This window comes from Saccharopolyspora antiqui, assembly GCF_052246905.1.
GTDB lineage: Bacteria > Actinomycetota > Actinomycetes > Mycobacteriales > Pseudonocardiaceae > Saccharopolyspora.
Window position 1 is genome coordinate 138,317 of the sequence record NZ_JBQQBO010000019.1, and the last position, 24,964, is coordinate 163,280.

The window sequence follows — 24,964 nt, forward strand, 5'->3', positions numbered from 1 at the left end:
ATTGATGGGGGGATCTCGTATGACCGCCGAAACCAGACCAACCCGCGGCCACCGCATCTGGGACCTGACGAGTTCCACGATGGGCGTGGCCGAGCGGTTACCAACAGCCCGGACCATGCATCGGGCCATGCGCAACGCCACCGGACTCCGCCCCGGCGCTGCGGTGCTCGACCTGGGCTGCGGAACAGGTTCCTACTTCGAACCGCTGCGCGAGGCGATCGGCCACGAGGGGCGGCTGCTCGGAGTCGACAGCAGTCCGGGAATGCTGCGGCGAGCTCGGAACCGCGTGCACCGGCACGGCTGGCAGAACGTCGATGTGCAGCAGGCCGACGCGACCGCCACGGATCTGGGGGTCGCGGAGTTCGACGCGGTGTTCGCGATGTACTCGCTGAGCGCGATGCCGGACATCGCCGCCGCGACCCAGCGGATCCACACCTCGCTGCGACCAGGCGGTGTGCTGTTCCTCGCGGACGTGCGGCTCGTCCCGGAAGGTCGTGCCGCCGACCTGGTCCGCCTGCTCCGCAGCGCGTACCGGAAGTTTTCGCACGCCACGGGAGAAGACGTCGTCCCGCACCTCCGCCGGGTCTTCGGAGCCATCCAACCGGTCGGCCGCGATGGCGACCCCGGACCGGATGACCTGACGTCCTGGCCTCCACTGGTCATGTTGATCGCGAGGAAGGAGACCGAGCAGGACTAGAACTGGTAGTACAGGAACGGGCTGAAGGAGCCGGTGGCGACGAGGAGACCCGCGTAGCCGAGGCCGAGGGTCAGGACCCCTAGGCGGAGGGCGTACGCGCGACGGGTTCGGACCGCTTCCAGGAACGGACCGGTGCCCGAGTTCGCCGGGAGCACCACGACCAGCAGTGCCAGCAGCAGGAACACCAGGCGTTGGTTGGTCACCGAGGCCGCCACGATGTCCGTCACGCCCGCGAAATCGGGTACCAGCATGTGGCCCAGCATCACGAACGCGCTGCCCAGATCCGGCGATCGGAAGAACACCCAGCCGACCACCACCAGCAGCAACGTCAGCGCGCGGCGACCGATGAGGGCGCGCCGGTCGGTCGGTGCGTGCGACCAGCCGAAGGCGCGCTCCACCACCAGCAGCGCGCCGTGGTACAGCCCCCACACCAGGTAGGTCCAGGCCGCGCCGTGCCAGAACCCGGTCAGCACGAAGATGATCGCCAGGTTCCGGTAGGTGCGTGCGGTGCCCCGGCGGTTGCCGCCGAGCGGGATGTAGACGTAGTCCCGGAACCAGCGGGACAGCGACATGTGCCAACGCCGCCAGAACTCCGTGATGGTCACCGACGAGTACGGCCGGGCGAAGTTCTCCGGCAGCCGGAACCCCAGCATCCGGCCCAGCCCGATCGCCATGTCCGAGTAGCCGGAGAAGTCGAAGTACAGCTGCATCGCGTAGCCGATCGCGCCGAGCCAGGCGATGGCGAAGGTCATGTCCTCGTTCGGGGTGGCGAAGCAGGCGTCCACCATCGGCGCCAGCGTGTCGGCGATGACGACCTTCTTGGTCAACCCCCACGCGAACCGGGGGAAGCCCGCCGCGATGTCGTCGAGCCGGTGGGTGCGCCGCTGCGGGAGTTGGTCGGCGATCTCCCGGTAGCGCACGATCGGACCGGCCACCAACTGCGGGAACATCGCGATGTAGGTGACGAACGAAACCGGATCGCGCAGCGCCGGGCGCTCCCCCCGGTAGATGTCCACCACGTAGGAGATGTGGTGGAAGGTGTAGAAGGAGATCCCGATCGGCAATGCCAGGTGCAGCACCGGGAAGTCGCCGCCGAACCACTGGCTGAGCACCGCCAACTGCGCGGTGGCGAACCCGGCGTACTTCCACACCGCGAGGATCACGAGGTTGAATCCGATGGTGCCGATCAGCAGCAGCCTCCGCCGCTGCGCGCCGAGTCCCCACTCGTCGGGCTCCAAGCGCCGCCCGGCCAGGAAGTTCACCAGAATGCAGGCCAGCAGCAACAGCGTCGTCCCGCCCGCGCCGCTGACGTAGAACAGCAGGCTGGCCACGGCGATCACGGCGTTGCGTCCGCTGCGGGGTGCGATCAGCACGACCACGAGCACGACCGGCAGGAAGTACCAGAGGAACAGCGGACTTGCGAACGACATCGGGGGGCCTCGGGGTACGGGAGGCCCGCGCCTCCCCTTTTGCTGCGGTGCTGAGCTGTCTTGCCCGCTGGGACTCTAACCGAGTTCGCACCGTCACCAACCCAGAACGCAGGCGGCTCGAACCCCAATCCGCCCCACACCCAAAGCGAAACCGAGCTGAAGGGCACCTTCCACCAACTTACTTGGCAAAAGGTGCCCTTCACCCACCACCCGATCAATGGGAAACCGCCCCACAGCAGCAGGTCCACCCGGATCCACCCGGCGGTAGCCGAGTGAAGGGCACCTTTGACCGACTATGCCGGTCAAAGGTGCCCTTCACCCACCAGGCTTTCGGGTGATCAGAGGCGTCGGCGGCGGGCGATCTCGGCCAGGACGACGCCTGCGGCGACCGAGGCGTTGAGCGACTCGACGCCCGCTGCCATCGGGATCGAGACCGTCTGGTCGCAGGTCTCGCGGACCAGTCGGGACAGCCCGCGCCCCTCCGAGCCGACGACGACCACCAGCGGTTCGGTGGCCAACTCCAGCTCGTCCGAGATGATGTCGGCATCGGCGTCGAGCCCGACGACCATCAGCCCCTCGTCCTTGAGATCACGCAGCGTGCGGGTCAGGTTGACCACCTTGGCCACCGGCAGCTTCGCCGCCGTGCCCGCGCTGGTACGCCAGGCCACCGCGGTGATCCCGGCGCTGCGCCGCTGCGGCACGATCACGCCGTGCGCGCCGAAGGCCGCCGCAGACCGGATCACCGCACCGAGGTTGCGCGGATCCGTCACGCCATCGAGCGCGACGATCAGCGGCGGCATCCCGGAGTCGTGCGCGGCCGCGAGCACATCTTCCGGATGCGCGTACTTGAACTGCGGCACCTGCAGCGCGAGGCCCTGGTGCACGGCGTTGTTCGTCATCCGGTCGAGCTCGGTGCGCGGCACGTCGAGCACGGAGATCCCGCGCGCCTTCGCCTCTCGCACCGCCTCAGTGACGCGATCGTCGATGTCGATGCCCTGCGCCACGTACAGCCCGGTCGCGGGCACATCGGCCCGGATGCACTCCACCACGGGGTTGCGCCCGGCCACCAGCTCCGGCTGCGTCTCCCGCACCGCCTGGCGCTTCGCGCGCTGCTGCTCCGCGTTGCTCTTGGCGTCCGCGCGCCGCTTCGCCGGGTGGCTGACCCGGTCCGCCGCCTTCGGCGTCGGTCCCTTGCCGCGCAGACCCCGACGCCGCTGCCCGCCGGAACCGACGACCATGCCCTTCTTGTTGCTCTTGCGCAAGCCGCCGCGGCGCCTGTCGTTGCCAGCCACGTGTTACCCGTCCCTCAAAGTCCACATCGGACCGTCGGGGGTGTCCTCGACGGCAATCCCGCTGTCCTGCAGCCGATCGCGCAGCAGGTCGGCGGTGGCGAAATCACGCTCCTGGCGGGCCTGCCTACGCTGTTCCAGCATGGCAGCCACCAGTTCGCCCAGCGCGTGGTGCGCGGCGTCGTCGGTGCCGGCATCGTCGGCCCACTGCTCGGACAGCGGATCCAGCCCGAGCGCGTCGGTCATGGCCCGCACCGACGCCGCCGCATCGCGGGCCGCCTCGTCGTCGCCGCGGTCCAGCGCCGCGTTGCCTTCCCGGACCACGTTGTGCACCACCGCGATCGCCTGCGGCGTGGCCAGGTCGTCATTCATGGCCGCGGCGAACTCCGGGCACACCGTGCCCCGCTCGACGCTGCCGGTGCGCTGCTCGACCCGGCGGACGAACGACTCGATGCGGCGATACGTTGCGACCGCCTCGGCCAGTCCCACCTCGGAGAACTCGATCGTGGAACGGTAGTGCGGGGTTACCAAGTAGTAGCGCAGCTCGACCGGGCGGGCGCGCTGCAGCACCGCCGGGATGGACAGCGTGTTGCCGAGCGACTTCGACATCTTCTCGCCGCTCATCGTCACCCAGGCGTTGTGCATCCAGTACCGCGCGAACCCGTCCCCAGCCGCGTTCGACTGGGCCAGCTCGTTCTCGTGGTGCGGGAACACCAGGTCCAGGCCACCGCCGTGGATGTCGAACTCGCTGCCGAGGTAGAAGGTCGACATCGCGGAGCACTCCAGGTGCCAACCGGGACGGCCGTGACCCCACGGCGTCGGCCAGCTCGGCTCGCCCGGCTTGGCGGCCTTCCACAGCGTGAAGTCGCGCGGGTCGCGTTTGCCACTGGCCAGGGTCTCGCCCTGCTGCACCTCTTCGACGCGCTGTCCGGAGAGCTTGCCGTAGTCATCGGCGTAGGACCCGACCGAGAAGTAGACGTCGCCGCCCGCGGCGTAGGCGTGGCCCTTGTCGATCAGCCGCTGGATCAGGTCGACCATCTGCGTGATGTGCCCGGTCGCGCGCGGCAGCACCGACGGCGGCAGGCAGCCGAGCTGGTCGTAGGCCCGCTCGAAGGCGCGCTCGTGGGTGGCGGCCCACTCCCACCAGGGGCGCCCCGCCTCGGCCGCCTTGTTGATGATCTTGTCGTCGATGTCGGTGACGTTGCGGACCAAGCGCACGTCGTAGCCCTCGTGCTGCAACCAGCGGCGCAGCACGTCGAAGTTCAGCCCGCTGCGGACGTGACCGACGTGTGGGATGCCCTGCACGGTGGCACCACAGATGTAGATCGACGCCACTCCGTCGCAGCGCGGCTGGAATTCGCGCGTCGTGCGGGTCGCGGTGTCATGCAGGTGCAGGCTCACGTCTGTAGATGGTACGGGGGCAGGTCGACGCCCAATCACGACAGGGGCCGTCGCGTCAAGTGGGAGTGATGGTCAGCGCAGCACGTCGCCGACCGCGGTGAGCAATCCGTCCGGCCGATCGGCGGTGGGCACCGGATCGACGATCGCCACCCGGCAGCCTACCGCCGCTGCCGCACCGTCGGCCTCCTCGCTGTCTCCGACCATCAGCGCCTGCTCCGGCGCGACACCCAGCCGCTCGCAGGCGCGCAGGAACAGCTTCGGGTTCGGCTTGATGATGCCTTCGAGGTAGGACAGCAGGAACTCATCGACGTACCGGGTGACGCCGATCCGCTTGAAAGCGGGACGGATGTCGAAGGCGATGTTGCTGATCACGCCGATCTTGATGCCCGCGTCGTGCAGTCGGCGCAGCACCTCGGCGACGTCCGGGTACGGCGTCCAGAAGTCGGTGTCGATCATCCGGTCGTACAGCTCGGAAGCCTGCCCGTCCAGCACGCCGGAGCTGCGCAGCACCTCCACGTACACCTTGCGGTGCAGGGCCGGGTCCAGGTCGCGGTTCTCCCAGGCGTCCTGGAATTCGGGGGCGAGCTGGACGACCTGGCCGACCGGTGCGGTCATCCGGCGCATGACCTCGGTCTGCGCCGCCAGGTCGAACGGAATGCCGTCAGCATCGGCCAGGTCGGCGAACCAGGACTCGTCCTCCTCAAGGCGGAACAGCGTGCCGGAGAAGTCGAAGAGCACCGCGCGCACAGTCACACCGACAACGGTATGTGGACTGGACCTCACCAACCACCGACATGCGGCCAAGCTCACGATCAGCCCGATAAACACCGACGGCGGTTTTGCCCAAAATCGGCGCCGCCCCGCGTTCGCGGCGGTGCAACCCAATCCATTGCGAGCTGATTCAAGGACAGGCGTTGAATCCGGCTCCAAATTTGGGCGAATTCTAGGTCAGTTTTAGACAAAACGGGCATGGACGACGCCACTCTTCCGCATCGCGGAAGAGCTCAGCAGCGTCGGGTCTGTTGGTTGTGCATCGGGACGACGATTGCCGCGATGCAGGTGGATGTACTCGCCCAGAGCAGGATCACCGCCACCGCGAGCCGGAGACCACCACCCTCGGACCACAACAGGAACGACACTGGCCACACCACCACCGGCTGCGCTACGAGCAGACGACGCAACCACCGGTTCCGCTCGATCACCATGCGTCGAGCATGGCGCGCACCAACCCCGGCATTCCAGGCCGCAAACCCTGAGTTTTCCCCGACTCCGCCTACCTGTTACACCCAAGTCCCGAGGCGTTCGCCAGCAGGGCATTTCGATCGCGAAAGCTGGCGGACAAGCCTCGCGGTGCGCATGTTCCCCGGGTGGATCCCGCAGCGCGCCGGAACCCGCCACGACTCGTGGATTCAGGCGACGCTACGAAGTCGGGACGACCAGCGCGGTGGCCACCGCGGCGATGCCCTCGCCGCGACCGGTGAGACCCAGGCCGTCGGAAGTCGTGCCCGACACCGACACCGGCGCGCCGACCGCCTCCGAAAGCACCTGCTGCGCCTCCGCACGGCGCTTGCCGATGCGCGGGGTGTTGCCGATCACCTGCACCGCGGCGTTGCCGATGCGAAAACCGGCCGCGGCGACCCGTTCTCGCACCTCGATCAGGAAGTCCACTCCGTGGGCGCCCGCCCAACGAGCGTCGTCGGTGCCGAACACCGCACCGAGATCGCCCAACCCGGCCGCCGACAGCAGCGCATCGCACAGCGCGTGCGCCGCGACGTCGCCGTCGGAGTGCCCGGCGCAGCCGTCCACGCCGGGCCACAGCAGACCGGCCACCCAGCAGTCGCGACCAGCCTGCACGGGATGGACGTCGACGCCCTGGCCGACCCTGGGCAGCAGCTCGGTCACTCGTTGTCTCCAGCATCTCGCGGAACACCCGACCACGAGCGGGAAGCGTCGCCCGCGTAGTCCCTGGGCGCGGCCAGCACCGATTCGGCGATGGCCAGATCGAAAGCGGTGGTTATCTTCAACGCGCGGGGATGCCCGTCGACGGTGTGCACCTTGCCGCCGATGCGCTCCACCAGTCCGGCATCGTCGGTGGCCACCTCACCGGCCGCGGCGTAGGCCGCCCGCAGCACGTCGATGGCGAACCCCTGGGGAGTTTGCACGGCCCGCAGCTGCGAGCGGTCCACGGTCGACACGACGTCGCCCGCCTCGTCGACCTGCTTGATCGTGTCGGTCACCGGCAGGACCGGGATCACCGCGGGAGCGCCCCGCTCAACCGCGGACACCACATCTCGAATCACCGAAGCCGGGGTGAAGGCCCGTGCGGCATCGTGCACCAGCACCACTCGCGCATCCGGCGCCACCTGCTCGACGGCGTCGAGCGCGCGCCGCACCGAGTCGGTCCGCTCCGCTCCCCCGACGACCACGTGCGCGGACGGCAGCTCCACCAATTCCGCCGCGACGACCTCCACCTGATCGGCCGGTGCCGCGACCACAACGTGCTGCACGCAGCCCGCGGCCAACAGGCCGCGGACCGCGCGCAACAGCAACGATTCACCGTTCACCGGGACCAGCGCCTTCGGGATCCCGGCGCCCAAGCGCACCCCGCGACCGGCCGCGGGGACCAGCGCGACAACGCTCACGCTCGTCTATTCCTGATGATCACACTGCGGCGGCGAGGACTTCGTCCAGCAGGGTTTCTGCCTTGCCTTCGTCAGTACCCTCGGCCAGCGCCAATTCGCTGACCAGGATCTGCCGCGCTTTCGCCAGCATTCGCTTCTCGCCTGCGGACAGGCCACGATCCTTTTCGCGTCGCCAGAGGTCGCGCACCACTTCGGCCACCTTGTTCACATCGCCGGAGGCGAGCTTCTCAAGGTTGGCCTTGTACCGTCGAGACCAGTTGGTGGGCTCTTCGGTGTGCGGGGCCCGCAGCACATCGAAGACCCGGTCGAGTCCTTCCTGACCGACAACGTCCCGGACGCCGACGATCTCGGCGTTGTCCGCGGGAACGCGCACGGTCAGATCACCCTGCGCGACCTTGAGCACGAGGTACTGCTTTTCCTCGCCCTTGATCACACGAGTCTCGATTGCTTCGATGAGCGCGGCACCGTGATGCGGGTAGACGACGGTCTCTCCGACCTTGAAAACCATGTGTCCTCTGCCCCTTTCGCTATGCCCACTTTAACACGTAGGGCAACTGGCCCTCGACCACCTCACCATCCGTAATCGCAGGTCAGACGATGGGTAAGGCTTGACAAAGGATCCCCTGACGTGCAAGGAGACACCTTTCGACCCACTGAAATCGTCCACTATGGACATTTTGACCGGGTGACCGGCCGGGTCACCGATGCCCCCGATATAGGTAGCTCGACCAGCCCCTGGAACGGCCCCGCGCGGGCGGGGATTAAGCTCATCCGCGGTTGTCCGGCAATCAGGAAGGACGCTGCAACCGTGAGCCGCCCTCAGCACTTCAAGGCCGCCCGCCTGCGGTTGATCCCGGCCGCGATCGGGCTCGGCGCCGTTGTCGCCCTCGCTGGGTGCAGTGCCGGTCAGGTCACCGAGACCGACACCCAGGTCTCCGCCGTGAACGGCGGAAGCGGCGATCTCAACCGGATCGCGATCCGCAACGCCACGTTCACCTTCCCGACCAGCGGTGTGCTCTACCCGGCCGGGTCCTCCGCCCCGGTGCAGCTGGTGCTGACCAACGACGGCCCGGACGACAAGCTGGTCCAGGTCTCCAGCCCGTACGCGAACTCGGCCACCCTCGGCGGCATCACCGACCTGCCGAGCCGGACCGCGCTGCACGCCACGGGCGGATCGACACAGGTCCAGCAGGCCGAGACGGTCGGCGACCGCGAGGTCGAGATCACCCTCAACGGGTTCAAGCAGGACATCGGCCCCGGTGTGACCATCCCGGTGACCTTCGTGTTCGAGAAGGCCGGCGCGGTCACCGTGCAGGTTCCGATCGGTCCGGACCACAAACCGCGCGCGGAGCACGGCAGCCCCGTTCCGGGAGCCGAGCAGCAAAGCGGTCATTGATCCAGACTTCCCCAGATCGGGCCGTCTGCGCACGCGGACGGCCCGATTCGCATCTCATGATCCACTCGATGGTGGCAAATCCGTCCCGGCTGAGACCCGCTGAACGGCCGGTGCTCGCAGGCGAACGGCGAGCTCACCGGTTGACGCCGAAGATCGGGGACGGCAGCGTGCCTGTCACCGCGGGCGGCTAGCCTCGCCACGTGCCCCCCAAGAACGCCCGGCCCGTGCGTCCCGGATACCGCTGCGCCGACTGCGGCCACGAGGTCGCCAAGTGGGTCGGCCGCTGCCCGAACTGCCAGGCGTGGGGAACCGTCGAGGAGACCGCCCCGGCCCGTCCGGCGCTGGCGAAGGTCACCGCAGGTGCCCCGGCCACCCCGGCCCGTCCGATCGCCGAGGTCGACCTCGACTCCGCCCGCGCCGTGTCCACCGGCATCGGTGAACTGGACCGGGTGCTCGGCGGCGGCATCGTGCCGGGTGCGGTCGTGCTGCTGGCCGGTGAGCCCGGGGTGGGCAAGTCCACGCTGCTGCTGGAGGTCGCGCACCGCTGGGCCGCCGGTGCCTCACCGGGCCCCTCGCTGTACGTCACCGGTGAGGAATCCGCAGGCCAGGTGCGACTTCGTGCGGAGCGCACCAACTCGGTGCACCCGGAGCTCTTCCTCGGCGCGGAGAGCAACCTCGCCGCGGTGCTCGGACACGTCGACGCGGTGAAACCCGGTCTGCTGATCGTCGACTCGGTGCAGACCGTGCAGTCGCCCGAAGCCGAGGGCAGCCCCGGCGGTGTCACCCAGGTCCGCGCGGTCACCACCGCGCTGGTGGGGCTGGCCAAGGAGCGCGGCCTGCCGGTGGTGCTGGTCGGGCACGTCACCAAGGACGGCGCGGTGGCCGGTCCGCGCGTGTTGGAGCACCTGGTCGACGTGGTGCTGCACTTCGAGGGCGACCGGCACTCGGCGCTGCGGATGCTGCGCGGCGTGAAGAACCGGTTCGGTCCCGCCGACGAGGTCGGCTGCTTCGAGCAGCGCGACGACGGCATCGCCGAGGTCCGGGACCCGTCCGGGTTGTTCATCAACCGCCAGGAGACGCAGGTCGACGGCACCGCGGTGACCGTCATGGTGGAGGGCAAGCGCCCGCTGCTGGTGGAGGTCCAGTCGCTGGTGATGAAGACCCAGCTGGCCATGCCGCGGCGTTCGGTGAGCGGCCTGGACTCCGCGCGGGTGTCGATGATGCTGGCGGTGCTGGGCAAGCACGGTGGGGTCTCCACCGGCGAGCACGACGTGTTCGCCGCGACGGTCGGCGGCACGCGGGTCCACGAACCTGCCGCGGACCTCGCCATCGCGCTGGCCATCGCCTCGTCCCGGCGGAGCAAACCGCTGCCGTCGAACCTGATCGTGGTCGGCGAGGTGGGGCTGGCCGGGGAGATCCGGCGGGTCAGCGGCGTCGGGCGGCGGCTGACCGAGGCGGTCAGACTCGGCTTCGACCGGGCGCTGGTGCCGCCGGATGCGGGGCCGCTGCCGAAGGGCGTGCGGGCCACCGTGGTGTCCAACGTCGGCGAAGCGCTCAAGATCGTGGAGAAGGGCAGATGAGCCACGAACAGCTGCGCGGCACGCTCGCCCGACTGGCTCCCGGGACCGCGTTGCGGGACGGGTTGGAGCGCATCCTGCGCGGGCGCACCGGCGGGCTGATCGTGCTCGGCTACGACCCGGCGGTCGAGGCGCTGTGCGACGGCGGGTTCCACCTGGACGTCGAGTTCAGCGCGACCCGGCTCCGCGAATTGTCCAAAATGGACGGATCAGTGGTGCTGTCCACCGACGCCGCGCGGATCATGCGGGCGAACGTGCACCTGGTGCCCGATGCGAGCACCCCCACCGAGGAATCCGGCACCCGGCACCGCACGGCGGAGCGCACCGCCATCCAAACCGGGTATCCGGTGGTTTCGGTCAGCCAGTCGATGAGCATCATCAGCATCTACACGCAGGGCCACCGGCACGTGCTGATCGGCTCGCCGGAGATCCTCTCCCGCGCCAACCAGGCGCTGGCCACCCTGGAGCGCTACACCGCGCGGCTGACCGAGGTCGCCCAGACGCTGTCCGCGCTGGAGATCGAGGACTACGTGACGTTGCGCGACGCGATGACCGTGGTGCAGCGGATGGAAATGGTGCGGCGGATCGCCGACGAGATCCAGGGCGACGTCATCGAACTCGGCAAGGACGGTCGGCTGATCGAACTGCAACTGGACGAACTGGTCGGCGCGTCGTCGCGGGACGCCCGGAGCCGACGGGGGCACGCCAGGGACGGCATCGACCTGGACCGCGAACTGATCGTGCTGGAATACCTGCCCACCAGCGGCGCGATGCCGACTTCGGAGCAGGTCGAGACGGCGCTGCGCAAGCTCGACGGGACGGAACTGCTGGACCTCACCGCGATCGCCGGGGCCTTCGGGTACCCGGACACGCCGGAGGCGCTGGAGGAGCACCTGGCCCCGCGCGGATACCGCCTGCTGGCCAGGGTGCCACGGCTGCCCGCGACCATCCGGCGGCAGCTGGTGGAGCACTTCGGCTCGTTGCAGGGCCTGCTCGCCGCGAGCGTGGCCGAGCTGCGCGAGGTGGAGTCGGTCGGTGACGCGCGGGCGCGCCTGATCAGGGAGGGTCTGTCCCGACTCGCCGAATCGTCCATTGTGGACCGATTCGCCTGAGAGCCTGTCTTTGATCTTGTTTTTGAAGCGGCGCCAGCCGCTTAGCCCACGTACGGCGCTTGCACCGCCGCGGGTTCTCAGACTGTGCCCACTCGCGTTCTCCGGGAGGCCTGCCTCGACGTGGTGTATCGGACATACATGAGTCGGGGATCCCGGAGCTAGATCGCCCGGGGTGCGGGGTGTCCCCGCACAGGCACTGCCCGAGGTTCCGCTACCCGCACCGCAAAACAAAACGAGTTCAGAGACAGGTTCTGAGCTCAGGACGTCAGGCGGAATGGGGTGGGGGCGCTGTTCAACGCGGCGTTCCTGGCCACCACCTGGTAGTCACCGGCCGGGGCGCGGCCCTGGTCCGAGCACTCCGGTGTGGACATCTGACCGGACCACATGACGTCGTTGCGCACCGACTGGCCCGGCTGCAGCAGCGGCCGCTCGTTGGTCGACTCCGAGTAGCAGTCATTGCTGGACCACACGTGCTTGCCCCCCGGCGTCGTCACGATCAGCTCGCGCAGCATGCGGTTGGTGTCGCGCAGGCAGGCGCGGTCGCCCGCGTTCGTCACCACGATGCTCATGCCGACCCGGTCGCCGACGCGGTACTCGGGGTGGGTCACCTCGGCGACGACGCGCATCGCCTGATCCGCGCACGGCGTCGGCGCGGCGTCGGCCGCCACCGCTACCGGCGGGCCTGGCGGTGGCCCCTGCGCCCCGTGCGGTTTCAGGACGCCGCTGGCCAACGCCACCACGCCCCACCCGAGGAGGACCATCGCGAGCAGGACCGCACCCAACGCCACCACGCGGCGACGCCAGTACACCGCGGGCGGAAGCGGCCCAGTCGGATCAATCACGCAACGACAGTAACTCGGCGACTACTCCGAACAGCGCTACTGGTGATCGCCCGATCGGGGGCTTCGCAAGAATTCTGGGCCGCCCGAGAACCCCGCCCGACCCGACCAGCGGCACGGGAACGCGACTTCGCGAGGAACGCCCACTCGCCGGACTGGCGCACATTTCTCGTTCAACCGCACCCGAACCGCCAACCGAGCCGGGTCTTCGCAGGTGATCAAGGCTGTTTCGATTGGAGATAGGTCGAAGTCCGACCAGTGGGCGGGGTTGCTTCGCCGGACGTCCCGGACGTGGTTTCCCGCGGCACCGGGCACCTGGCAGGATCGGCAGTGCCATGAAGAGCACCGCCGCGCATCCCGCCGCCCCAGCCCTGAATCCGGTCGAGTTGATCGACTGGTTCGCCGCCACCGCCCGACCGCTGCCGTGGCGCGCACCCGGCACGACCGGTTGGGGCGTGCTGGTCAGCGAGACGATGCTGCAGCAGACACCGGTCAACCGGGTGCAGCCGATCTGGGAGGAGTGGATGCAGCGCTGGCCGCGTCCCTCCGACCTGGCCGCCACGCCGCAGGGCGAGGTGCTGCGCGCCTGGGGCAAGCTCGGCTATCCGCGCCGCGCGCTGCGGCTGCACGAGGCCGCCGCGAAGATCGCCGCCGAGCACGGCGACGTCGTGCCGTCCGACGTCGACACCCTGCTGGCGCTGCCCGGCATCGGTGCCTACACCGCCCGAGCCGTGGCGGCCTTCGGCTACGGCAAGCGCGCCCCGGTGGTCGACACGAACGTCCGCCGGGTGGTCGCGCGCGCCGTGCACGGTGCCGGAGACGCCGGTCCGCCGTCGACCAAGCGCGATCTGGACGACGTCGATGCCCTGCTACCGGCCGATGACAGCAGCGCCGCGAAGCTGTCGGCGGCGTTGATGGAGCTCGGCCAAGTGGTGTGCACGGTGCGTTCGCCGCTTTGCGAGGCCTGCCCGATCGCGCCCGACTGCGCGTGGCAGCACGCGGGCCGACCGGCCTACGCCGGACCGCCGAAGAAGGTGCAGAAGTTCGCCGGCACCGATCGCCAGGTGCGCGGCAAGTTGCTGGACGTGCTGCGCGATTCGGCCGATCCGGTGCTGCGCGAGCAGTTGGACGCGGTCTGGTCGGATGCCGGTCAGCGGGACCGCTGCCTGGACTCCCTGCTGGTGGACGGGCTCGTCGAGCAGACCGAGGACGGCCGATTCGCGCTGCCGGGCGAGCACTGATGGCGCACGCGCTGGCGGCTTTCTTCGACGACACCGCGGAAGCCGAGATTCGCACGCTCTGGCGGCGGCTGGACGATGCCGGGGTGCCGAGCCTCGGCGCCCGGCCCGGCGGGCACCGGCCGCACGTGACGCTGGCGGCGGCCGGTGGCATTCCGGCTGCCGCGCGGCAGGCATTGCGCGCTGAGCTGCGGCTGCTGTCCATCCCGGACCTCTGGCTGCACACCCTGGGGACGTTCCCCGGCGAGGATCGGATCCTGCTGCTGGGTGCGGTCGTGGACACCGAGTTGTTGGCGGTGCACTCGGCGGTGCACGACGCGCTGGCGGGCAAGGTGGCGCACCCGTCCGCCTACTACTTCCCCGGCGCCTGGATTCCGCACTGCACCCTCGCCCAGGGCATCACCGACGACCAGCTGGCGGCGGGCTTCCGGGCCTTGCAACCGCCCGAGCCGGTGCGCGCGGGCGTCAGCGAGATCGCCATCGTCGACACCCGCACCGGCGACGCCGAAACCGTCCTGACCCGCTGAGCCCGCGCAGGTACTGGCGATTTCGCCCGAAATCGAGCACCGACTGCTCCACTTTGGACTCGTCTTAGGAGTTGCAGAGCACCGCGCGAGCGGCCACTTTGGACCAGCAGGCCCGCACGAGGGGGTGGCTGGTGGACGTCGACGGTGTGAGCATCCTGGCCCGCGGAATCGCCGCCGAGGGGCCGGAAGGCACCGTGTTCGCCAACCTCGACCTGCGCGTCGAGCCCGGCACGCTCACCGTGGTGGCCGGTCCCGGCGGCACGGGCCGCACATCGCTGCTGCTCGCCCTGTCCGGTCGCTTGCCGCTGATCACCGGGCACCTGGACGTCTCCGGGCACGTGCTGCCCGCGCAGGCCAAGGCGGTGCGCCAGCTGATCCGCCCAGCCCGGCTGCGGCCGGGCTGCGAACTGGAGGACAAGCACCGGGTGCGCGAGGCGATCACCGAACGCCGCCTGATCAGCGGTGTCGCCGACGCCGCCATCGCCGACGCGTTCACCCTGGTCAGAATCGCCCCGGACCGCGCAGCCCTGGTCGGCGACCTGCACCCCGCCGAACGGCTGCTGCTCGCGGTGGCGCTCACGATCGCGTCGGTACCCGCCGGGATCCTCGTCGACGACGTCGACGTCGGGCTCCCGGTGCCCTCGCGCGCCCGGGTGTGGGCCGCGCTGCACGAGGTGGCCCGCACCGGGATGACGGTGCTGGCCAGCGCCACCGACCCGCCCTCCGGCGACGTCGAGGTGATCCGCCTCCCGGAGCGATCAGCGAAGCCGCCCGACCGGCAGGAAGAGGTCACCCCGTGAAGGCGATCAACCTGGCCTGGCTGGAGCTGCGGCGCTTCCGCGGGCCGCTGCGCCGTTTCGTGCCGCTCGTGCTGATCCTCGTTCCGCTGCTGTACGGGTCGCTGTACCTGTGGTCAAACTGGGATCCCTACGGTCGGCTGCGCCACGTGCCGGTCGCGGTGGTCAACTCGGATGTGCCGGTCGACAGCCGCGGCGAGCACATCAACGCCGGCAAGCAGTTCATCCAGCAGCTCAAGGCGACCAACACCTTCGACTGGCGCTTCGTGGACGCCGCCGACGCGCGGCGCGGGCTGGAACGGGGCCAGTACTACTTCACGATCGAGGTGCCGCGAGATTTCAGCGCGAAGCTCGCCAGCGCGGGCGGCGACGATCCAGCACGCGCGGCACTGCTGATCGTCAAGAACGACGCCAACGGCTTCATCGTCGGAATCATGGCCGACACGGTGAAAACCGAGTTGCAGAACCAGATCAACGCCGCCGCGCACGCCAGCTACGCCCGCGCGCTGTACGGCGAGCTCGGCCAGGCGCGGGAGAAACTGCAACTCGCCTCGGGAGCGTCGAAGCAGCTCGTGGAGGGCACCGACCTGAGCAAGCAGAGCTCCGCCGCGCTCAACAAGGGACTCGGCGGGGTCCGGGACGGCACGGGCGAGCTTTCGCGCGGGGTGCAGGACATCTCGGACGCAACCGCGCAGCTGGACCAGCAGCTGTCCGCGATCGGCGGCCTCACCGCCGAACGGCTGCCCCGCGCGGTCAACGCCCTGGTCAACGCGAGCAACATCGCGGTCAACAGCCTGAGCACGATCAAGACCACCACCGGCTTCCTCAGCCAGCGCGCCGCGGAAACCCGCGCGGCCGTGGAGGAACTCGGCCGCCAGCATCCCGACATCGCGGCCGAACCCGGCTACCAGCGGGCCCTGGACAGCGCGCGCCAGCTCGGCGACGCCGGGGCGACCGCCGACGCGGATGCCGGGCGGGCGCTCACCACCGCGCAGGACGCCAACAAGCAGGCGTTGGACCTGCAGAACAGCATGGGACCGCTGCAGAACCAGATCCGCGCGATCACCGCGCCGGCCGACACGCTGCGCGCGGCGGCCGCGGAACTCACCGGTGGCGCCAACGGGATCACCAACGGTCTGGACACGCTGGTCGCGAGCAGCGGCGTGTTGCAAACCGGCGCCGGACAACTGGGCGACGGCGCGAAATCCCTGCAGGGGCTGGTCGACGACACGATCGGCAAGATTCCGCCGACGAACCCCACCGAGGTCGCGCAGTCCGCCGACATCATCGGATCGCCGACCGAGATCCGCACCGACAACCTCAACCCGGCCCACGTCTACGGGCGCGGCATGGCGCCGTTCTTCTTCGCCATCGCGCTGTGGGTGTTCGGCCTCTTCGCGTATCTGCTGCTCAAGCCGGTGAATCTGCGCGCCCTCGCGGATCGGGTGAATTCGTTGACCATCGCGATCGCCGGGTTCCTGCCAGCCGCGGCGCTGGGCGTCGTCGGCGGGTTGGTGCTGTACGCGGTGGTCGATTTCGGCCTCGGGCTCGACCCGGTGCACGTGTGGTGGACGATCGGGTTGCTCAGCCTCGCGGCGCTGGCGTTCGTCGCCATCGACCAGTTCCTGCGCACCTCGCTGGGCGCCGTCGGCGGCCTGCTGTCGCTGGTGCTGCTGATCGTCCAGCTCACCGCCTGCGGCGGGCTGTACCCGCTGGAGACCACCCCGGTGCCGTTCCAGGCGGCGCATCCGTTCCTGCCGATGAGCTACCTGGTGGACGGACTGCGGGTGACGATCTCCGGCGGTTTCACCGAGCACCTGCTGCGCGACACGGCGGTGCTGGCCGGGTTCCTGGTGGCTTTCCTGGCCCTGACCACCCTGGTCGTGCAGGGCCAGCGCACCTGGACCGTCGGCCGCTTGCACCCGCAGATCGAGTTGTAGCGCCCATCTCGCCGAAACGTCACCGGGTTCCGCTAGCGTTCGGCCGTATGGCACAAACTATTGCTGCGGAAGAAGTCCCCACTTGGTGCGGCTTCTTCGACGTCGACCAGTTCGAGGCGTTCCGCGAAGAGGTCGACGATGCCTGCGACTGCTTCGGGGCTGCGGGGCAGGAGATCGAATCGGGGTTCGTCGAACTTGCCGCCGGTGTCCACTCGGACATCTACGCGTTCTCGCTCGCGCAACTCGCCAAGCGGTGCGCGGCGGAGCCCCGGGAGGACTGGGAGGGTCTGATCTTCGGCCAGATCGACGACTGGAGCGCGGCGGAGGCCCAGGCGGAGTGGTTGGAGCAGGCCACGTTCGAGCAGGTCCGGGACAGCCTGCGGATCCACCTGTTCGACGGCAGCCCGCGTTATGACGACGAGCCCGAGGAAGCCGAGGAGGTCGACGAGGCCTACGAAGCCGAGGACTGGTTCCGGCTGCCGCTGGCCGACGGGCTCTGGATCGGGCTGGTCGTGGCGGGCACGCCGTCGACCGACGAGGACGAGGACGAGCCCGAGATCGACACGCAGGTGCACAACGCGGCGGTGCAGGCCTGGGGGGTGGAGCCGGACCGGCTGGTCGAGGTGGCCCTGGCGAACCTGCGCCGCGAGGAGGGGATGCCGACCTGGGAGGAGTTGGTCGTCGAAGTCTCCGACGAAGACGGGCAACAGGTCGAGACGATCACCCTGCTCACGGCCGAGAACGCCGCGTGGGTGCTGCTGCTCGACGAAGTCGCGCCGGAGCTGGCGGAGCGCGGCGTGGTGCTGGCCGTGCCCTCGCAGGACACCTTGCTGGTGGCGGAGGCGGCCGAGCCCGACGCGTTGGACCTGGTGGTCACGGCGGTCGCCGACGTGGCGCGCGATCACCTCGACGAGGCCGAGGTCGGCTACGGCCTCAGCGACGACGCGTACTGGTACCAGCAGGGCGCGCTCAGCGTGTTCGAGGAGACCGACCCGGACGCCGACTAGCGATCTCCGTGGTGCGCCTTGGAGTCCGGCGCGGACATCAGTGCGGTGCGGCCGCCGTCGACGCTGGCGGTGGAGCGGATGGGGCGGCCGCCTCAGCGGCAAAGCCACGCCTCGACCCAACCTCGGCGACGACCCGCACCACCAGGCGTACCGCTTTGCAGACGGCGGCCCCCGCCTCAGATCACAACAGCGTTCCCCCGTTGCGATGATTAGCCTTGGGGCATGACTGTTGTGAAGATCAACGCGATCGAGGTGCCCGAAGGCGCGGGCCCGGAGCTGGAGAAGCGGTTCGCCGCGCGGCACGGCTCGGTGGACAGCGCGCCCGGGTTCCTGGGCTTCGAACTGCTGCGCCCGGTCAAGGGCGACAACCGCTACTTCGTGTACACCAAGTGGGAGTCCGAGGAGGCGTTCCAGGCCTGGGTCAGCGGCCCGGCGAAGGAGGCGCACGCCGGGGAGGTCAAGAACCCGGTGGCCAGCGGCTCCAGCCTGCTGGAATTCGAGCTCATCCAGCAATCCCATCCAGGCGAGTGAAAATTGCGGGGCACCCGAGCGAACCCGGGTGCCCCCGCCGCCTCCTCGGAAAACCGACCCCGCGCTGCGCGGTCAGCCGGTGATCACGAGTTCGACGAAGATCGCTCGGTGGTCGGCGCCCGCCACGTCGAAGGTCCGGTAGGACTGCGGCGCGACGCCCGCGCTGGTCAGGACGTGGTCGATCGTGACCGGGGGCGGGAACCACGAGCCGGGGCCCGGCCAGGTCGGATGCAGCCCGCCGCCGGTCGCCGCCGCGGCGTCGGTGTAGCCGCGACCGATCAGGTACTTGAGGCGGGTGTGGTCCAGCGTCGCGTTGAAGTCGCCCGCCAGCACCCGCGGCGTGTCGTCCTCAGGAGGCGCCGGTAGCGCGGCGAGATCCCGGGCCCAGACCTCGGTCGTGTCCCGGCCCATCGGGTACAGCGGGTGCACCGCGACGAACTCGACGTCCTGCGCACCCGGCAGGTCCACCCGCGCCGAGGGTTGGGCCAGCGTCGTCTTCGGCACCAGCGACAGTTCCCGCAGCGGATAGCGGGAGGCGAGTCCCGAACCGTCCGCCTTCGGCCCCGCCTGGAACACCCGGTACGGCAATTCCCCGGCGAGCCCGGCGGCATCCAGTGCGCTCACCATTTCGGGCGTCAGTTCCTGCAGGCTGAGCACGTCGACCCGGCTCTGCCGCACCAGACCCACCAGCTGCGCCGCATCGGCCCCGCCGACGTAGGTGTTCAGCGACAGCACCCGCAGCGGCACCCCCTGCGCCGGAGTCGTGTCGGGAATGGCGCGCGGCGCGACGAAGAGCACCAGGGCAACCGTGACCAGACCGACCACCAGCGCGGTCAGCCACCGGCGCAGCAGCAGCCCCAGCAGCGTCAGCACGATGCCCGTCAGCGCCGCGTACTGGGTCAGCGCGACCAGCCCGACGGTGTACCTGTTGGTGTCCAGCCCGGCCAGCGGCAGCGCGGCCCAGGCCAGGAAGCCGAACGCGGCCAACAGCAGCAGCGCGGTGACCGCGACGCCGCCCGGCTTGCGCCGCGGCTGTTCCGCCCGCTCGGGCTCGGCCAACCGGGTCCGATCCATGTGATTCCCCTTGTCGTCCGCGCCACCCAGCCTGTCAGCGACCTGTGCGCGACCTGTCAGGACCCCCGCCGATATTGGGATGCACCAGCCCCGAAGGAGGTTGCATGGCACTGGCCATCCAGGCTGAAGGCCTGGTCAAACGATTCGGCTCCACCACCGCGCTGGCCGGGGTGGACCTCGCCGCTCCCACCGGGACGATCCTCGGCGTGCTTGGCCCCAACGGCGCGGGCAAGACCACCGCGGTGCGCATCCTGGCCACCCTGCTGCGCCCGGACGCCGGGCGGGCGACGATCGCCGGGTACGACGTGCTGCGCCAGCCGGTCGCGGTGCGCAGCCGCATCGGGCTCACCGGCCAGTACGCCTCGGTCGACGAGGAGCTGACCGGCCTGGAGAACCTGGTGCTCATCGGTCGACTGCTGGAAATGCCGCGCGGCGACGCGCGGACGCGGGCCGCCGAACTGCTCGACCGCTTCGGCCTGACCGAGGCTGGCGGGCGTGCCACCAAGACCTATTCAGGCGGGATGCGGCGCCGCCTGGACCTCGCGGCGAGCCTGGTCGGCCGCCCCGAAATCCTCTACCTGGACGAGCCCACCACCGGGCTCGACCCGCGCAGCCGCAACCAGGTGTGGGACATGGTTCGCACGCTCTCCGCCGAGGGCGTCACGGTGCTGCTGACCACCCAATACCTGGAGGAAGCCGATCAGCTGGCCGACCGGATCAGCGTGATCGACCACGGCCGGGTGGTCGCTGACGGCCGAGCCGACGAGCTCAAACGCCGCGTCGGCGGGCAGACCCTGCAGGTGCGACCCACCGATCTGGCGAACGTGACAGCGGTGCGCCGGATCCTCGCCGAACTCACCGGCACCGAGCCGACCACGCGCGACGACAGCGGGCTGCTCACCACATCGGTCGACGACCCGGTGCTGCTGTCCACCCTGGTGCGTCGGCTGGACGACGCCGGGATCACCGCCGACGAGCTCGCGCTGCGCCTGCCCAGCCTGGACGAGGTGTTCCTGGCCATCACGGGCAAAGCAGTCGAGGAGGACGCCGCATGACCGCCACGCTCGAACACTCGCCGACCACGCCGACGACGGCGCCGGAACGCATCGGCCTGGTGCGCACGATGCGGCACGGGCTGACGCTGGCCGGTCGCAGCGCCCTGAAGATCCGCAAGTCGCCCGAAGGCCTGATCGACGTCACCATCCAGCCGATCCTGTTCCTCGTCATGTTCGTCTACCTCTTCGGCGGGGCGATCGCCGGGGACACCGGCTCCTACCTGCAGCTCACGCTGCCCGGGGTGATGGCGATGAACATGGTCTTCGCCAGCCTCGGCACCGGATGGCAGCTCAACACCGACATCTCCAAGGGCGTGTTCGACCGGTTCCGAAGCCTGCCGGTGGCCCGCTCGGCTCCGCTGATCGGCGCGGTGCTCGGCGACATCGTGCGGTACCTGGTGTCGTTGGCGGTGCTGCTGGTCTTCGCAACGATCATGGGCTTCCGGATCCAGACCGATCCGCTTTCCGCGCTGGCCGCGATCGTGGTGGTGATCGTCTTCGCCCTGGCGATGTGCTGGATCACGGTGTTCCTCGGCATGTTGATCAAGAGCCAGCAGGCGCTGCCCGGGGTGGCGATGGCCTTCATGTTCCCGTTGACCATGGGCAGCAACGTGTTCGTGCCGACCGAGACGATGCCCGGCTGGCTGCAGGCGTGGGTGAACGTCAACCCGGTCACCAAGCTCGCGGACACCACGCGCGGCCTGATGATCGGCGGCCCGGTCGCCGGACCGCTGACGGCCACCGTGATCTGGATGGTGGCGATCGTCGCGGTGTTCTTCCCACTCGCGATGTGGGCCTACCGCCGCCGGGTGTGAACGCTGGGTCGTGAGAGAGCCCGTCTTCGAGCTCGTTTTGCGTTGCGTAGCGGGCGGGTGGCGATTTCGCGCGAAGCCGCCACCCGCTCCTCACGGGAAGCGGCGATTTCGCGCGAAATCGCCAACACCGCCATCCGCACCGGCACGCGGAACACGACCGAAGACATGGCGGGACTGAACGCTCAAACGCCGAGCGCGTCGCGGAGCTCGGCCAAGGCGTCGTCGCGCGGCTGCGCCGCCGCGCTGTCGCGCTCCGCGCAGTGCTCCCCGTCGAGCTCGCGCCGCAGCGCTCGCACCTCCGGGTCGCCTTCGTCGAGCAGCCCGCGCAGCGCGACGGCGACGCCGAGCAGGCGTGCCGCCCGCTCGGGCTTGCCGCCGACGAACTCCGCTCGGGCCGCTTGCTCGGCGAGCGTCGCGTTCATCGGCATGTCCCGGACGTCCAGGCCCGCGACGAGGGCTTCGGCGAGCTTCGCCTTCGCCTCGTCGAGCCGGTTCTCGTCGATGCACAGCCGCGCCTCGCAGGTCAGCTCCAGTTGTCGGAACGGCTGCGGGGCCACCGTCGTCTCTCCCAACGCGGTTCGCGCCTTGGCCAGGTATTCGCGGGCCGCTGCTCGATCACCGGAGATCCGGGCTGCTTCGGCAAGTCCGCTCAGCGTCCCGATCCGGTGGTAGGAAACCGCGTTTCGGCCGATTTGCTCGGCGTGCCGCAGATCGGACCACGCGGCTGCGACGTCCCCGGCGCGCAGCCGCTCCATGCCGATTCGCACCAGCACCGGCACCAGGTCATCGGTGGACCGCAGTTCGCGCAGCGTCGCGGCGGATTCCTGGAGTGCTTCGATGGCGCCCTCATGATCGCCGCGCCGCGACCGGTACTCGGCGATGCTGGTGATGGCGCTGGCGGTGCCCCACCGGTCACCGATCTGCTGGAACTCGGCCAGCGCGGCCAACATGTCCTTCTCGCCGTCCGCGGGATTCCCGGTGTGCTCGGCGCCGAAGGCCCGGCAGAACAACCCCGCGCTGCGCACCCACGGATGTGGATGCCGCAGCGACCGCTCGACGCAATCGTCCATTTCGGACAGTTCGTCGGTGAGCAACCAGCCGACCGGCTCCATGATCGCCGCGTACAGGTACCGGGACTGCGCGTCGGTGTCGCGGACCACCGTGACTGCCGACTGGAGCCGCTGGAACCAGTCCGGGGTGTTGCTGGTGATCACCCGCATCAGGTCGATGATCGCCCGACTCGCCGGTGGCGCGGCGCCCGGCAGCGCCGCCACCGCGTCCAACCGGCTGTTCAATTCGCCGTGCTGCGCGGCCATCGACCAGTACCAGCACAGCGCCGCACCCAGCCGAATCGCGCGGTCCGCGTCGCCGGACTCGGTCGCCCAGTGCAGGGCCGCGATGATGTTGTCGTGGTCGGCGTCCAACCGGTCCAGCCACTCGATCTGGTCCGCGGCGTGCAGGTTCGGCGCGGCGGTCTCGGCGAACTCGACGAAGTGCACCGCGTGGGAGGTGCGCAGGACGTCCCGCTCTCCGGCCGCGTCGAGTTGCTCGGCGCAGAACGCGCGCACCGTCTCCAACATCCGGTACCGCATGCCCAGCTCCGAATCCACGGCCTCCACCAAGGATTTCTCCACCAGCGAGATGAGCACGTAGAACACCTCGGCGGCGGGCAGCCCGGCGTCCGCGCACACCGCGGAGACCGCGTCGGCCGATGCGTTCCCGGCGAACACCGACAGGCGCCTGGCCAGCACCTGCTCCGGAGGGGTCAGCAGATCCCAACTCCACTCCACCACCGCGCGCAACGTCCGGTGCCGCGGCATCGCGGCGCGGTTGCCGTTGGTGAGCAAGCGGAATCGGTCGTCGAGGCGATCGGCGACCTGCCGGACGCTCATCGCCCGCAGCCGAGCCGCCGCCAGCTCGATCGCCAACGGCATGCCGTCCAGCCCACGGCAGATCGCCACGACATCACCGGTGTTGCGCTCGTCGAGGACGAAATCGGGCCGGGCAGCGGCTGCCCGATCGGCGAAGAGCCGCACCGCGGCAGTCTCCGGCGCCGGATCGTCGGACTGCGGCAACGCCAAGGGCCCAACGGGCAGCAACTTCTCCCCGGTCAACGCCAACGGCTCCCGGCTGGTCGCGAGCACCCGCAGCTGCGGAGACCGGCCCATCACCTCCTGCACGAACTCGGCGGCGGCGTTGATCACGTGTTCGCAGTTGTCCAGCACCAGCAACGTCGGCTCGGCCGAGCACACGTCCGCCACCCGGCTCAACGCATGGGTCTTCGGCGCTTCCAACAACCGCGTTTCGCGGACCCCGAGCGCGGTGAGCACCGCCGACGTCACGTCGTGCGCATCGCGCACCGGCGCGAGCTCAACGAACCACACCCGCTGATCCGAAACCCCGGCGGCCGCCTCGATCGCCAGCCGCGTCTTGCCAGCACCACCGGGGCCGAACAGCGTCACCAGCCGCGAATTCGCGAGCTCCGACCGAACCAGCTCGATCTCGCGTTCCCGGCCGACGAAACTGCTCAACCGCGTCGGCAGCACCGGCTGGCTCGGCTCCCGGCGAGACTCCGGGCGCGGCGCCAGCGCCGGATCACCGCGCAGCATCGCCACGTGCAGATCCTTGAGCTCCTGCGACGGCTCCACGGCTAGCTCGTCGTCCAAGCGGCGGCGCAGCGTCTCGTAAACCGCGAACGCATCAGCCTGCCTGCCGCAGGCGTAGAGCGCCCGGATCCGCAACGCCGCGAGCCGCTCGCGCAGCGGATAGCGCGCGCAGAGACCTTCGAGCTCAGGCACGAGATCGACATGACGACCAGCCTGCAGATCCGCATCCACCCGGTCTGCGAGCGCAGCGAGACGAAGTTCCTCCAACCGCGCGGCCTGCGCTTCGACGAACGGCGCGTCGACGAAGTCGACGAGAGCGCCACCCCGCCACAGCACCAGCGCCTCGCGGAGCGTGCCCGCGGCAGCGTCGACGTGGCCAGCGCGCAGCAGGCGGCGGCCATCGGCCGCGAGCCTGGCGAAGCGGATGGCGTCGACATCGTCGGGAGCGACCTGGAGGGCGTAGCCCGACTGGTCCGAGCGCAGCTCCAGCGACCCGGCGAGCGCGCGGCGCGCGCGAGACACCAGGGACTGGAGCGCGTTCAGCGCGCCGGAGGGTTGGGCGGAGCCCCAGAGGTCCGCGATGAGGACCTCGGTGGCGACGGTGCGGCCAGCGTCGAGCGCGAGTCGCGCGAGGAGCGTGCGCACCCGGAGGCCGCCGACCTCGACCGCGCGGCCATCGGGTGCGCTCAGCCGGAAGGGCCCCAGCATCGCCACGCGCACCCGACCAGCTTCCCAGAAACCGCAGGACCAGCGCCCACGATTAATGGGGTCGGCACCGGCCGGTGCGACCCCAGCTCACCGCCGGGACCGCCAGTTCGGCTACCGGCGCGCCGACGTGCCGTAGTCGCAGGCAGATCTGGCATCTCCGGGTCGCTGCGCTTCGGCCATCGTTGTTATGCCTCGAACCTCGTGCCGGTGCAGGTAGGAGAACTGGCGATTTCGCGCGAAACCGGCACCTCCACCCCACGAGACGTGGGCTTGTCTCGCGAAA

General features: G+C 69.8%; 23 protein-coding genes. 12 read left to right on the forward strand and 11 right to left on the reverse strand.

Annotation, left to right across the window (positions count from 1 at the left end):
- Positions 1–19: 19 nt before the first annotated feature.
- Positions 20–697, forward strand: coding sequence for a class I SAM-dependent methyltransferase (locus tag ACTWQN_RS26870; RefSeq protein ID WP_443206358.1), 678 nt, complete (start codon positions 20–22; stop codon positions 695–697).
- On the opposite strand, the gene ACTWQN_RS26875 is transcribed toward ACTWQN_RS26870, so the two are convergent.
- The 8 genes from ACTWQN_RS26875 to ACTWQN_RS26910 all read right to left on the reverse strand — a co-directional run bounded on the left by ACTWQN_RS26875 (position 694) and on the right by ACTWQN_RS26910 (position 7,967).
- Entirely contained in the window at positions 694–2,127 is a 1,434-nt protein-coding gene (locus ACTWQN_RS26875; protein WP_443206359.1) for an MBOAT family O-acyltransferase, read from the reverse strand. The genes ACTWQN_RS26870 and ACTWQN_RS26875 overlap by 4 nt on opposite strands.
- Before the next feature lie 338 nt (positions 2,128–2,465).
- The gene (rlmB, locus tag ACTWQN_RS26880; protein ID WP_443206360.1) at positions 2,466–3,419 is read right to left on the reverse strand and encodes a 23S rRNA (guanosine(2251)-2'-O)-methyltransferase RlmB; all 954 of its coding nucleotides are present in this window, start codon (positions 3,417–3,419) and stop codon (positions 2,466–2,468) included.
- A gap of 3 nt (positions 3,420–3,422) precedes the next feature.
- Positions 3,423–4,817 (reverse strand): cysteine--tRNA ligase, encoded by a 1,395-nt coding sequence (gene cysS / locus ACTWQN_RS26885; protein ID WP_443206361.1) that lies wholly within the window; start codon positions 4,815–4,817, stop codon positions 3,423–3,425.
- Positions 4,818–4,889: 72 nt separating this feature from the next.
- Positions 4,890–5,570 (reverse strand): HAD family hydrolase, encoded by a 681-nt coding sequence (locus tag ACTWQN_RS26890; RefSeq protein WP_443206362.1) that lies wholly within the window; start codon positions 5,568–5,570, stop codon positions 4,890–4,892.
- A gap of 251 nt (positions 5,571–5,821) precedes the next feature.
- A complete protein-coding gene (locus ACTWQN_RS26895) occupies positions 5,822–6,022 on the reverse strand; it encodes a hypothetical protein (RefSeq protein WP_443206363.1) in 201 nt (66 codons plus the stop codon).
- Between the two features lie 214 nt (positions 6,023–6,236).
- Entirely contained in the window at positions 6,237–6,719 is a 483-nt protein-coding gene (gene ispF / locus ACTWQN_RS26900; RefSeq protein ID WP_443206364.1) for a 2-C-methyl-D-erythritol 2,4-cyclodiphosphate synthase, read from the reverse strand.
- A complete protein-coding gene (ispD, locus tag ACTWQN_RS26905) occupies positions 6,716–7,459 on the reverse strand; it encodes a 2-C-methyl-D-erythritol 4-phosphate cytidylyltransferase (RefSeq protein ID WP_443206365.1) in 744 nt (247 codons plus the stop codon). Before ispD ends, ispF begins: the two co-directional genes overlap by 4 nt.
- A 19-nt stretch (positions 7,460–7,478) precedes the next feature.
- On the reverse strand, positions 7,479–7,967 hold the full coding sequence (locus ACTWQN_RS26910; protein WP_132623361.1) for a CarD family transcriptional regulator: 489 nt from the start codon (positions 7,965–7,967) through the stop codon (positions 7,479–7,481).
- A gap of 300 nt (positions 7,968–8,267) precedes the next feature.
- Between ACTWQN_RS26910 and ACTWQN_RS26915 the strand changes: the two genes are divergently transcribed.
- The 3 genes from ACTWQN_RS26915 to disA all read left to right on the forward strand — a co-directional run bounded on the left by ACTWQN_RS26915 (position 8,268) and on the right by disA (position 11,544).
- Entirely contained in the window at positions 8,268–8,855 is a 588-nt protein-coding gene (locus tag ACTWQN_RS26915; RefSeq protein WP_443206366.1) for a copper chaperone PCu(A)C domain-containing protein, read from the forward strand.
- A 200-nt stretch (positions 8,856–9,055) separates the two neighbouring features.
- Complete coding sequence (radA, locus tag ACTWQN_RS26920; protein WP_443206367.1) at positions 9,056–10,435, forward strand: DNA repair protein RadA; 1,380 nt, start codon at positions 9,056–9,058, stop codon at positions 10,433–10,435.
- A complete protein-coding gene (gene disA / locus ACTWQN_RS26925; RefSeq protein ID WP_443206368.1) occupies positions 10,432–11,544 on the forward strand; it encodes a DNA integrity scanning diadenylate cyclase DisA in 1,113 nt (370 codons plus the stop codon). Before radA ends, disA begins: the two co-directional genes overlap by 4 nt.
- A gap of 257 nt (positions 11,545–11,801) precedes the next feature.
- On the opposite strand, the gene ACTWQN_RS26930 is transcribed toward disA, so the two are convergent.
- Positions 11,802–12,386 carry a hypothetical protein gene (locus ACTWQN_RS26930; RefSeq protein ID WP_443206369.1) on the reverse strand — a complete coding sequence of 195 codons (585 nt, stop codon included), beginning with the start codon at positions 12,384–12,386 and terminating at the stop codon, positions 11,802–11,804.
- 332 nt (positions 12,387–12,718) lie between these two features.
- Between ACTWQN_RS26930 and ACTWQN_RS26935 the strand changes: the two genes are divergently transcribed.
- The 6 genes from ACTWQN_RS26935 to ACTWQN_RS26960 all read left to right on the forward strand — a co-directional run bounded on the left by ACTWQN_RS26935 (position 12,719) and on the right by ACTWQN_RS26960 (position 18,423).
- Positions 12,719–13,624, forward strand: a complete 906-nt coding sequence (locus tag ACTWQN_RS26935; protein WP_443206370.1) for an iron-sulfur binding domain-containing protein — start codon at positions 12,719–12,721, stop codon at positions 13,622–13,624.
- The gene (locus tag ACTWQN_RS26940) at positions 13,624–14,148 is read left to right on the forward strand and encodes a 2'-5' RNA ligase family protein (protein WP_443206371.1); all 525 of its coding nucleotides are present in this window, start codon (positions 13,624–13,626) and stop codon (positions 14,146–14,148) included. The genes ACTWQN_RS26935 and ACTWQN_RS26940 overlap by 1 nt, the downstream gene beginning before the upstream one ends.
- 131 nt (positions 14,149–14,279) lie before the next feature.
- Complete coding sequence (locus tag ACTWQN_RS26945; RefSeq protein WP_443206372.1) at positions 14,280–14,948, forward strand: ATP-binding cassette domain-containing protein; 669 nt, start codon at positions 14,280–14,282, stop codon at positions 14,946–14,948.
- Positions 14,945–16,885 carry a YhgE/Pip family protein gene (locus ACTWQN_RS26950; RefSeq protein WP_443206373.1) on the forward strand — a complete coding sequence of 647 codons (1,941 nt, stop codon included), beginning with the start codon at positions 14,945–14,947 and terminating at the stop codon, positions 16,883–16,885. Before ACTWQN_RS26945 ends, ACTWQN_RS26950 begins: the two co-directional genes overlap by 4 nt.
- 47 nt (positions 16,886–16,932) lie before the next feature.
- Positions 16,933–17,892, forward strand: coding sequence for a DUF1444 domain-containing protein (locus ACTWQN_RS26955; RefSeq protein ID WP_443206374.1), 960 nt, complete (start codon positions 16,933–16,935; stop codon positions 17,890–17,892).
- A 222-nt stretch (positions 17,893–18,114) separates the two neighbouring features.
- The gene (locus ACTWQN_RS26960; protein ID WP_443206375.1) at positions 18,115–18,423 is read left to right on the forward strand and encodes an antibiotic biosynthesis monooxygenase family protein; all 309 of its coding nucleotides are present in this window, start codon (positions 18,115–18,117) and stop codon (positions 18,421–18,423) included.
- 72 nt (positions 18,424–18,495) lie between these two features.
- Here ACTWQN_RS26960 and ACTWQN_RS26965 read toward each other — a convergent pair whose 3' ends face one another.
- Positions 18,496–19,497: an endonuclease/exonuclease/phosphatase family protein gene (locus tag ACTWQN_RS26965; RefSeq protein ID WP_443206376.1), complete on the reverse strand. Its 1,002-nt coding sequence runs from the start codon at positions 19,495–19,497 to the stop codon at positions 18,496–18,498.
- Positions 19,498–19,601: 104 nt separating this feature from the next.
- On the opposite strand from ACTWQN_RS26965, the gene ACTWQN_RS26970 reads away from it, so the two are divergent.
- The gene (locus tag ACTWQN_RS26970; protein ID WP_443206377.1) at positions 19,602–20,552 is read left to right on the forward strand and encodes an ATP-binding cassette domain-containing protein; all 951 of its coding nucleotides are present in this window, start codon (positions 19,602–19,604) and stop codon (positions 20,550–20,552) included.
- Positions 20,549–21,367 carry an ABC transporter permease gene (locus tag ACTWQN_RS26975; protein ID WP_443206378.1) on the forward strand — a complete coding sequence of 273 codons (819 nt, stop codon included), beginning with the start codon at positions 20,549–20,551 and terminating at the stop codon, positions 21,365–21,367. The genes ACTWQN_RS26970 and ACTWQN_RS26975 overlap by 4 nt, the downstream gene beginning before the upstream one ends.
- 182 nt (positions 21,368–21,549) lie before the next feature.
- Here the strand turns inward: ACTWQN_RS26975 and ACTWQN_RS26980 are convergent, their stop codons facing one another.
- Positions 21,550–24,693, reverse strand: coding sequence for an ATP-binding protein (locus ACTWQN_RS26980; RefSeq protein WP_443206379.1), 3,144 nt, complete (start codon positions 24,691–24,693; stop codon positions 21,550–21,552).
- Between the last annotated feature and the right edge of the window lie 271 nt (positions 24,694–24,964).

What these genes read in the sequence shown, in the direction of transcription:
- ACTWQN_RS26870 (WP_443206358.1), top strand. Translation starts at nt 20, where the DNA reads ATGACCGCCGAAACCAGACCAACCCGCGGCCACCGCATCTGGGACCTG.
- ACTWQN_RS26875 (WP_443206359.1), bottom strand. Translation starts at nt 2,127, where the DNA reads ATGTCGTTCGCAAGTCCGCTGTTCCTCTGGTACTTCCTGCCGGTCGTG.
- ACTWQN_RS26895 (WP_443206363.1), bottom strand. Translation starts at nt 6,022, where the DNA reads ATGGTGATCGAGCGGAACCGGTGGTTGCGTCGTCTGCTCGTAGCGCAG.
- ACTWQN_RS26910 (WP_132623361.1), bottom strand. Translation starts at nt 7,967, where the DNA reads ATGGTTTTCAAGGTCGGAGAGACCGTCGTCTACCCGCATCACGGTGCC.
- disA (WP_443206368.1), top strand. Translation starts at nt 10,432, where the DNA reads ATGAGCCACGAACAGCTGCGCGGCACGCTCGCCCGACTGGCTCCCGGG.
- ACTWQN_RS26935 (WP_443206370.1), top strand. Translation starts at nt 12,719, where the DNA reads ATGAAGAGCACCGCCGCGCATCCCGCCGCCCCAGCCCTGAATCCGGTC.
- ACTWQN_RS26940 (WP_443206371.1), top strand. Translation starts at nt 13,624, where the DNA reads ATGGCGCACGCGCTGGCGGCTTTCTTCGACGACACCGCGGAAGCCGAG.
- ACTWQN_RS26955 (WP_443206374.1), top strand. Translation starts at nt 16,933, where the DNA reads ATGGCACAAACTATTGCTGCGGAAGAAGTCCCCACTTGGTGCGGCTTC.
- ACTWQN_RS26960 (WP_443206375.1), top strand. Translation starts at nt 18,115, where the DNA reads ATGACTGTTGTGAAGATCAACGCGATCGAGGTGCCCGAAGGCGCGGGC.
- ACTWQN_RS26965 (WP_443206376.1), bottom strand. Translation starts at nt 19,497, where the DNA reads ATGGATCGGACCCGGTTGGCCGAGCCCGAGCGGGCGGAACAGCCGCGG.
- ACTWQN_RS26970 (WP_443206377.1), top strand. Translation starts at nt 19,602, where the DNA reads ATGGCACTGGCCATCCAGGCTGAAGGCCTGGTCAAACGATTCGGCTCC.
- ACTWQN_RS26975 (WP_443206378.1), top strand. Translation starts at nt 20,549, where the DNA reads ATGACCGCCACGCTCGAACACTCGCCGACCACGCCGACGACGGCGCCG.